Consider the following 10,168-nt stretch of genomic DNA (forward strand, 5'->3'; position numbering starts at 1 on the left):
ATATATTTTTTTTTTCTACTGGTGTACAATCTTTAAAACATCACCGGTTCTATAGAGGGTACCCGATTCTAGCCCCGCCGCCAGAGCTGCTGCATTGTCTGCATACTCCCGAATTCCATTTCCTGAATTAGTAGAAGAAGTAACTTTATCCTGAAATCTGATTCCCCCAATAAAACTCGAAAATACCAACTGCTCTGACTTAGTACTGGTCCCATGCCCTCCCAATACAATACTATTATCATGATTTACCGTATTTTGTGTTCCAATAGCAACAGAACCACCTAAAACCGTTTTACCAATCGTATGATTGCTTCCTATCGCAACAGAAAACTGAGAATTAACCCTATTGGACTGTCCAAGAGCAACGGTAGCTATATTAGAAGAATAATTTCCGTATCCTGCTGCCAGCGAATAATCTCCACCTGCGCTATTTCCAAAGCCAAATGCTGCCCCGGAATCTCCCTTGGCTGAATTTCCAGCACTTCCTACCGCAATACTGTTTTTCCCCGGGATTTCATTTCTATCGTATTCTCCTCCTCTGATAGCTCCTTTAACCTGTAAAGAAGCGACAAGAATTTCATTAGAAGAACTAAAATCTCCAATCCCTACTTTACCGATTCTATAAATATTTTGTGTGCTCTCAGAGGCTTTTACCATTGTACCTGCTGCCAACCAAGACTCTAATGCTTCCGTACGAACCCATTTACTTCCATCATTATAATACTCACCTGGAGTTACATCTCCATCAGTTACAGTATTATATACAACCATTCCGGCCACATGTCCTGCAAGTGGTGCTGCATTGGTTGTATTTTTTAAAATGACTCTGTTCAGAAGCAATCCTTTATTTTCAGAAGCAAGAGTAAGATCAGAACTTGGGTGAGGCTGTGGAGTATTAATACCTACTTGACCGTAGGACATCGCTGCAGAAAATATCATTCCTGTCAATAACTTTTTTTTCATCATGTGTATTTTTAAAATAACTTCAATAAATCTGTACAAGATTTTTATGCTTTAGGATAACAAAATTATATTCAGAAGATATAAATCCCAAATAAAACAGTACTTAATCTCTACTCACTCCTTATTCCCATTTTACAAAATACTGAAAAACAACAAATTAAAAATAATATTTTACAAACTAATCAAAAATTCATTTAAATCTTTTTGTGAGTCTTGCATGTTAATTTTTTTCCTAATCCGAAACTTTCGATTCTCAATAGTACGTATTGAGGTATGTGTGTAGGATGCAATTTCCTTGGTTGAAAAATGGAGATGCAACATAGCACAACATTTAAGATCATCAATAGTAAGCTCTGAACTTAAAGAATATAGTTTCTCAAAAAAATCCGGATAGATTTCCTTATACCTTTTAAGAAAAACAGGATTGTCTTCCACTGCATATTGGATAATATCATCTAATGTATTATGTTTTTTTAACTGGCTTTGCAATTGTTGAATACTTTCCTGTTTTTCTTTAATGGTTTTTTGCTGAGCTTCTACGCTCAACTTCTGTCTCTTGAATCTGGTATAATATATATAATAAACAACCGAAAGAAAAATAATAGCAATAAAAGAAATAAGTGCTGTAGTTTTGAAAAAGTTAGTTTTTCTCTCTTGTTTTTTTTGGTTTTCATTTATAATATTTTTTACAGATGTTTGAAGTGCTTCTTTTTTCTTATAAGACTGCTGGTCAACTATGTTAGTGTACTCTTTATCAATATTCTCATTTTTCTCCGAATTCCCTTCCAAACGGTAAGCTTCCTTTAATTGTCTTAAAAAATTACTTTTATCCTCTGGTAAATTTAATTTTTTAGACAAATAAAGCCCTTTATATAAATAATAGATAGCACTATCTGATTGTCTAGTACCTATATAAAGATTTCCAGCCCTATCATACAGAACCATATCACTATAATCAGATTCACCTATATAGTTTTTTAACAGTTGCCTATTCACCTTTTTGGCTTCTTCATACATTTTATTGGCTACATAATCTGCAGTGATATTAATAAGTGCATTCCGGATGTACTGTCTATTATTAAGCTTTTTGGCAAGCAGCAGAGTCTTTTTATCTAATTCTAGCATTTCAAGTTTATATTTTTCAAAATCACATTCATTCAGAATCTGATTATAGTAAATACTTACTTTATACTGAGCTGCTATATAATCAGGGCTGTTATTACTCTCTGCTAATGTCATAGCTTTTTTCCCCATCATTATTGCTTCTTCTTTTAGCCCTACTTTAGAATACTGCATTCCAACAATTCCCATGGCAATAGATTCAATGTCCATATAATGGTTAGACCTTGCTTCTTCCATCGCTTTTTTTCCATATTCTAAGGCTTTGGGATAATCTGAAATATTATAATATATTAATGCTTTTATAGCTTCACAATTGTTTGCAAAATATAAATCTTCTACTTTTAATGCTCGATTTTGTAAATCCTGAAGTTTCATTAAAGCTTCATTTGGATTATCCAGACCATTAACAAGGATTTTATCTCGTTCTTTTTCCAATAACACCCTTGAAGATCCTTTCTCTTGAGCCTGGATGTTTCCAAAATGAAAACATAAAAGCACAATAAAGAAAGTTCTGATATGAAAATCAATTGTTTTTATCATTTGTCTTACTATTTTTTATAAATTATTTTTCGTACTATAAATTAGTAAAGTTAAAGACTTATAAACAATTTTCATACTAAGAAGACTTCGAAAAATAAAATAAAGATGAAAATAAGATTCAATATTGAGTACAACTTATGAAATTTCATGAAAAATAAAAACCGCTATTCTGTTGAAAAGCGGTTTATATTTTTTGAAAACATTTGATTCTTAAACAGCCGGATTAGGAGTAAACACTCTTTGTGCTAATTCCTGATCGAAAAGATATAATGCAGATGGGTTATCACAAACCATCTTAATCTTTGTTACATATTGCGAAGCACTTGCTTCCTCTTCTACCTGTTCGTTGATAAACCATTGTAGGAAAGATGTTGTTGCAAAATCACCTTCTTCGTTAGCATTCTTTACAATATTGAAAATACTCTTAGTTACAATTTTCTCATGTGCCAATGCCTTCTCGAAAATATCTGTTGCATTATCGAACTCATGTGGAGGTTTTGCAATTTCTCCAATGATAATTTCTCCTCCTACATCATTTAAATAATCAAACATTTTATCCGCATGCATCAACTCTTCCTTGCTTTGCACTCTGAAATAGTTGGCAATTCCATCTAAATCTTTTCCTGAAAACCAGGCAGACATTGAAAGATAGTATTGAGCAGCATATTGTTCGTGGGCAATTTGTTCGTTAATTAATTTTGCAATTTTTTCGCTAACCATAAGTATTAAATTTATATTCAAAAATAGGGAATAAAAGCCCGAAATCAAAAGTTTTACAGAAAATTAATACAAAAAGGATGGAAAAAATCCCATCCTTTACACATTAAAAAATCAAAATTACAAATTGTTATTTTACTTCAGGAGCGGCTGTATTCATCGGCTTTTTCATCATTCTTCGATCCTTCATAGCCATTCTTTTCTTTTCCATTTTAACTTTTCTGTCAGCCTGCCATTTATCATATTGCTCAGGAGTAAGGATTTTCTTCATATCAGCATCCATTTGTGCTCTTTTGGTCTTCATTTCCTCCATTTTAGCTTGTCTCACTTCTTTATTCTTTGCAAATTCAGCTTTCATTTCGGCTTTTCTTGTTTCGTGTAATGCCTTTACCTGTGCTACCTGTGAAGCATTAAGGTTAAGATCTTTCTGCATCTGTGCAAGATGTTCCTGTTCTTTTTGTTGCATTTTCTGATGCATTTCTGCTCTTCTTGCTTCCTTGTCCTGTGGAGTTGTCTGTTGTGCCATTGCAAAACTTCCCATTCCGATAAATGCTATTGCTAAAACTAATTTTTTCATCTTTTTAAAATTTAATTAATTGTTATTATACCTTTTTGATTCAGTATTAAACCATAAGTTAAATTAGCATATTCATAAATAATGTTAATTTTTAATAAAAATAAATTAATAAAATACAAAAAAAAGGACAGATTATAAAAACCTGTCCTTCACACCACTTAAATATAATATATGAAAATTAATTCCTTACCAAGCTTCCTCTAAAGCCTCCATTGTTACCACGACTTGGTGAAGAATTTTCAGATCTTTGTTGTCTGAAACCACCACTATTGCCTCTGAATCCACCATTACTTTCTCTTGATGGAGCAGGAGCCGCTTCCCGTCTCACTTCATTATTACCTCTAAATCCGCCGTTATTATTTCTGAAACCACCGTTATCTGAGTTTCCGCGGGATCCATTATTATCAGAGTTTCCTCTAAAACCTCCGGAATTATCATTTCTGAAACCTCCATTATCTGGATTACCTCTAAATCCACTGTTATCAGAGTTTCCTCTAAAACCGCCAGAATTATTACTTCTAAAACCTCCGTTATCTGAATTCCCTCTAAAACCACTGTTGTCAGAGCTTCCTCTAAAACCACCGGAGCTATTGCTTCTAAAGCCATTATCTGGTCTGCTGCTGCCTCTTACAATATCAAAAGTAGGGTTATCAGCTCTTCTGAACCTTGAACGGTCTACTCTGTAAATATTGATATTGATATTTCTATATCTTGGCATTACAGTATATCTTGGAGCATAATATGTTCTTCTGTAGTTTTGGAAGTATACAACAGGACTCGCTCCTCTATAATAATTATTCTGAAAAACTACAAAAACCCTTGGTCCCATAATTCTTTCCAACGCATAGAACCTATCGTAATACCATCTGTCCGGATTATATCTGTAAAAATTATCCCATGCTGAAAAACTAGCGTACAGGTTATTCAGTCTCATGATCTGATCTACCTGCCAACGGCTTAATCTATTTTGTATAAAGAACCCGTTCCAATCAATATTAATAACACTGTTTCTGTAATCATTATAATAGCTTTGGTAATAATCACCTGGATAGTAGTCCTGAGGATAGTTATAATAATAATCATCAGGGAAATAATTTCTGTCATCCTCGTCGCCATAATAGCCTGCTCCATTCTGATAATAACCATCATCACCCCAACCATTATTCGGATACTGCTGAGCAGACGTTAAAACGCCAAACCCAAAAGCTAATCCCAAAAATATTTTTTTCATCTCTATAGTCGTTAATTGGTTAATATATAGCAGAATATCTCAATTCTATCTTTTTGATACAAATAAAAAAAAGAAGTTAAATCTTTAGATCAAACTTCTTTTAAAATATTTTTAATTAACTGATATTCAGGTGTTAAATTTACATTCTACCACTATCTTTTATCCAGTGAGCAATTTTTTCATTGAAAAAATCCTGGTTTTTAAGATCTTCCAGCTTTATGTGCATTCTATAGCGCCAATAATGTGGGAAAACAGCAGGATTATTAATTCTTTCATTATCCATTTTAGGATTGGTAAGTTTGGCATCTGTAGCCAGAAATTCCTGAATTGGGAAAATAGCCAGCATAGATTCATTATATAAATGCTGTTTCATAATGATCTCCGCCAGATCAGGAGTCAATTCTACAGGAGCTTTTCCATATTGAACCAATTGCTGGTTGAAATATCTCTGTGTTAAAGCAGAATCTTCTTTCCACCATTGTCTCAGGGTTGAGCTGTCATGTGAAGAAGCAGTAACCACATTCATATAGCTGGCATGCCTTGGATCATAGAATGGGATATTTTCTGCAGGCATACGTTGAACTTTCAGAGCAATAATCGCCAGTTCATCCATTACTACCGGTACGCAGGCAGGAACCATACCCAGATCTTCTCCACAAATCAGCATTTTCGTAGCATTCAGAATCATCGGAAGTTTTTCCATTGCTTTTTCATACCACAAATGATCCTGTCTTCTGAAGAAATAATCGTGGTACAGATCATAAATACTTTTCTGTTCAGATTCCGGTAAATATTGATAAGATTCTGTATTATAAACATTGAACCTTGGGTGGTAAACCGTTTCTCCGTTTCTTTCTTCCGGTAAAAACAAAACATTGGCACAAAGGGAAATCAATTTTTCCTCAAGCGGGCCATATGGATTTTTCTTGAAGAAATCTACCAGTTTTCTTTGGGTATCAAATTCTTCTTTAAAAGAATAGCTTCCGTCTTCCTTACGGTCCATAAATACAAGAACCTTTCCACTATCTGTAGCAAAATGTTTCCATAAGATTTCATTGTTAATGAATGGCTTACAATATCTATCAAATTTAAACGGAATCTGCCAGGCCTTAAATTCATCCAAAACAATAGGAACAGCAGGATAAAAATATCCTAAAATACCTTGTACGGCAGAGATAGGCATTCTCCATATTCTAAAGAAGCCTAAAATATGATCGATTCTCATAGCATCAAAATACTGTTCTAATGCTTTGAATCTGTTTTTCCACCATCTGTAATCATCTGCTTTCATGGCTTCCCAGTTATACGTAGGGAATTCCCAGTTTTGACCAAGCTCTGTAAACTGATCCGGTGGTGCTCCAGCCTGGAAATCCATACCGAAGAGTTCCGGTTCAGTCCAAGCTTCAACAGAATATCTGTAGATTCCAATAGGTAAGTCTCCTTTTAAAGAAACTCCAAGATTGTGGGTATAATCTACGGCATCCTTCAACTGAACATGAAGCTGATATTGTACCCAGGCATGAAGCATTGAAAGTTCATAATCTTTACTTTTGGTTGTAAAAAACTGTGAGATCTTTCCTGCGATATATTTTTTATGAGTTTTCCACTCATTGAAATTAGGCGTTTTGTATTTATCCCTTAAAACACAGAATGCAGAATAAGAAACCAGCCAGTATTCATTATCCTTAATGAACTTTTTGAAGTTTCTGTCCTTATAGATTTTATCTTTTTCTGCATGGAAAACAGCTTTCAGGTATTTCCATTTCCCTTCAATCATTTTTTCATAATCGATAAGGTCAAGAGCATTCAAAACCTCTTTATCAGCCTTATATTCTTTAACTAATTCTTTCGGTAAAGGGAAGTCAAGTTTTTCTAATGAAATATATTGAGGATGTAAAGCATAAACAGATACTGCTGCGTATGGATAAGAATCTGTCCACGAATAATTTGCTGTGGTATCATTAATAGGAAGAATCTGGATGATTCCAAGGTTTGTTTCCTTTGTCCAGTCTGCCAGTTTTTTGATGTCAGAAAATTCCCCCACTCCAAAACCGTCTTCGCTTCTTAAAGAAAATACAGGAACGGCAACCCCGGCATCATGATACATCTGATATCCTTTAAATCTGAAATAATGGTTAGAAACAATCTGTAAAACATCCGGCAACGGATTAGCAACTGTAAATCTGTTTTCACCGGTTTCTACATCTATTACTCTCTTCTCCTTAGTATCGTAAATACAATATTTAAATTCAATATATTGATCTTCAGGAATTTCTACAGATACCTCCCAAAGACCGAAATCAGTCTGATACAAAGGAACTACTCTATTATAATCCCAGTTTCCTAAAGATGCCGTATTTCCAAACAATACAATTCTCCAATCCTTATTATAAATATGAGCTTCCAGTCTGAATAAATGAGTATGTTTTTTTAATATTGTTGATTTCTCCGGACTAAAGTCATGTAATTTGTTGTAAAGAATTTTATTATTTAAATAATTCTCAGGAAAGTTTTTGTTATTCCATTCATCAAAAATGATAAATTCCTTATAGTTATGTGGGAAATTAAGATGATGCTGAACAAACTCGTCTCTTAAAACGTTTCCTTTTTCATTAACAACTCTGTATTGATAGGAAATAGATCTGGAAAAATAATCCACTTCACATTTCCACAAACCATTCTCTGCACAAAACATCGTATGGATATGAGCTGCAGTACCTTCTTCACGAATCACCAACTGCAGATTTTCTCCGGATTTTACAATATATCCTACATTAAAGTATAGCTTCATCTATATTTTTTTATAAAAGTACATTTTAATATCGAAAAATAAAACTTGTTGAATATCAAATAATCATTAAAAAACCTTCTCAATCAGATTGAAAAGGCTTTTATGATAACTCTAATTTTATAGATCTCTTTTTAGCCGATTATTCAGTAATAAGAATTTTCTTATTCAGTATTACTTTTCCAGATTCATCAGCTATACTTACAATATAAGCTCCGTTAATCAATCCCTTAAAATAAACCTTCTCATCCAATGCTCCGTCTTTAACAGACAGATTTTGGCTCATTACATTTTTTCCGGACATATCAAAAACGTTCAGCTTAATATTGCCTTTCACATTTTTATTATTAACATGAACATTTACAAACTGTTCATCAACTCTGGTAGGATAAATATCCAGGTTAGTTAACGTCTTATTATTGGCAGCAACTCTGTCGTTTACAAAATATTTACTGGCCAAATCATAAATATGCAGGTTTTGTTCTCCCGGAAGCTGTTTAGCCTGTAAAGTAGTAAGATCTACTTCATATAAAGGAGCGCCTTTAGCACTTGCAATAACTACCTTTCCTTGTGCATTCACAGCAGAACCATTCACAGAATAGTTATCAGGAATTCCAGCAATTTTACCCACAAATTTTGCGTTTAATTCTTTGGCTGATACTTTAAAAACATTTCCTGAAGCAGCAAAAATGTAAAAGTTATTATCTGTATCAGCAACCATATCTCCTCCAAATCCTGTCTCTATTGTAGTAAATGAATTTTTACCATTTGAAGCATTATCCTTAATGATTCCAAGATCATTAACTACATACTGTCCACCTTTTTTACTGATTTGTAAAAGCTGTGTTCCAGAATTATTAACCGCATAAATATTTCCGTCATATCCCGTAGTCATTCTCGTAATATGAGAATTAATATCACAAGATGTTACCTGCACAACATTATTTTCTACTAAAGTAATTTCCTTAGTCTGAGGGTTTAAAACATAAATATTAGAAGAAAACATAGGCATGTACACCAGATTATTATTTGATGAATCATATGCCAATGCTGCCATCGTCACCGCCTGAGAATTATTAAAAGAATTTTTGTCCTCAGTCACTAAACCTCTCCTGGTCTGGGAAAAAACCTTTGAAGATGAATCAGCAGTAAAAACCTTCTCACCCGAAGTGCCATTCGTTGCGTCTATTACACGAAAATCATTAAAATTAATAGACTGTGTCTCCTTTCCTGTAATTGCATAAAAATCTTGTTGAGCCTGTGCATTCACACCTAGCAACAGTAAAAATAGAGGGAATAAATGTTTTTTCATAGAATGTATATTTTAGATTCATAATCATTATAATATGACTAAGTTACATAATTTACCCATTAAAAAAACAAAAAAAAGTAAGGATTTGAATAAAATTTATAATAAATTAATTCAAACAATGAAGTATTCTAAAGCATCAGTACTACTTCAAACTATTTTCAGGAGCTATATCCCGCTATCCACTCCTACTCCTCACGCCAGTGTTCTCATAGCTTAGCCCCCGCTCACCAACCTATGCTGTGGGGTAACCGTTACTATCGGGGCTAGAATGAAGTATGAATGATAAGTGATAATTGATGAATGATGGGTATTTGCCTGTTAATTTAGTGAAGGACCTATTATGATGAGTAATAAGCAATGAGTAATCTATAATGATGGTGAATATTTGTATGATACCTTAGCTTGTAACCAAACTGTACTCTTTGTCATTCCGTAGGGATCTAGACAGTATTCATAATTTTATTCTACTGATTATGGATAGCTTATTTCATAGCCCTATAATTGCTAAGGATCCTTACAGAAGTCGAAGATTAGAAGTACTCAGTGACAATAGGCTATGGGAAAAAAGAATAGTAATAATACCAAGGAATATCTGTCATCAAAAGAATGATAAATTGACTTGAAAAGGTATTTATATAGCTAATATTCAATAGGGACGGGCAGTAATCCTGAGCTTAGTCGAAGGGAGTCCACTTTATCATGAAGAATAATTCCAATGGCTTTAGCCAAAACTTAAAGATAGGCGGCTATGAGCATGGTTATGGTTTTCGTTGGATTGAGTTGTGGATTAGATCTGCTTTATTCGTTGGGTATAGTATAAAGCAAAAAAAATCCTTTATCGTAATGATAAAGGATTTTTAAAAATAAAATAAAAACTGGCGGCGGCCTACTCTCCCGCGTTAGCAGTACCATCGGCGC

Annotated in this window: 7 protein-coding genes; all 7 read right to left on the minus strand. The window is 33.7% G+C overall.

Annotation, left to right across the window (positions count from 1 at the left end):
- Window positions 1-15 precede the first annotated feature (15 nt).
- The gene (locus J2772_RS19665; protein WP_209919706.1) at window positions 16-963 is read right to left on the minus strand and encodes a hypothetical protein; all 948 of its coding nucleotides are present in this window, start codon (window positions 961-963) and stop codon (window positions 16-18) included.
- 171 nt (window positions 964-1,134) lie between these two features.
- Entirely contained in the window at window positions 1,135-2,625 is a 1,491-nt protein-coding gene (locus J2772_RS19670; protein ID WP_209919708.1) for a sigma-70 region 4 domain-containing protein, read from the minus strand.
- Window positions 2,626-2,835: 210 nt separating this feature from the next.
- Window positions 2,836-3,345 (minus strand): ferritin, encoded by a 510-nt coding sequence (locus J2772_RS19675; protein ID WP_209804726.1) that lies wholly within the window; start codon window positions 3,343-3,345, stop codon window positions 2,836-2,838.
- 127 nt (window positions 3,346-3,472) lie between these two features.
- Window positions 3,473-3,919, minus strand: a complete 447-nt coding sequence (locus tag J2772_RS19680) for a hypothetical protein (RefSeq protein WP_209919710.1) — start codon at window positions 3,917-3,919, stop codon at window positions 3,473-3,475.
- A gap of 178 nt (window positions 3,920-4,097) precedes the next feature.
- The gene (locus J2772_RS19685) at window positions 4,098-5,150 is read right to left on the minus strand and encodes a hypothetical protein (protein ID WP_209919712.1); all 1,053 of its coding nucleotides are present in this window, start codon (window positions 5,148-5,150) and stop codon (window positions 4,098-4,100) included.
- Between the two features lie 139 nt (window positions 5,151-5,289).
- Window positions 5,290-7,941 (minus strand): 4-alpha-glucanotransferase, encoded by a 2,652-nt coding sequence (locus tag J2772_RS19690; RefSeq protein WP_209919715.1) that lies wholly within the window; start codon window positions 7,939-7,941, stop codon window positions 5,290-5,292.
- Between the two features lie 139 nt (window positions 7,942-8,080).
- Entirely contained in the window at window positions 8,081-9,250 is a 1,170-nt protein-coding gene (locus J2772_RS19695; RefSeq protein WP_209919717.1) for a T9SS type A sorting domain-containing protein, read from the minus strand.
- Between the last annotated feature and the right edge of the window lie 918 nt (window positions 9,251-10,168).

This window comes from Chryseobacterium jejuense (assembly GCF_017877355.1).
GTDB lineage: Bacteria > Bacteroidota > Bacteroidia > Flavobacteriales > Weeksellaceae > Chryseobacterium > Chryseobacterium jejuense_A.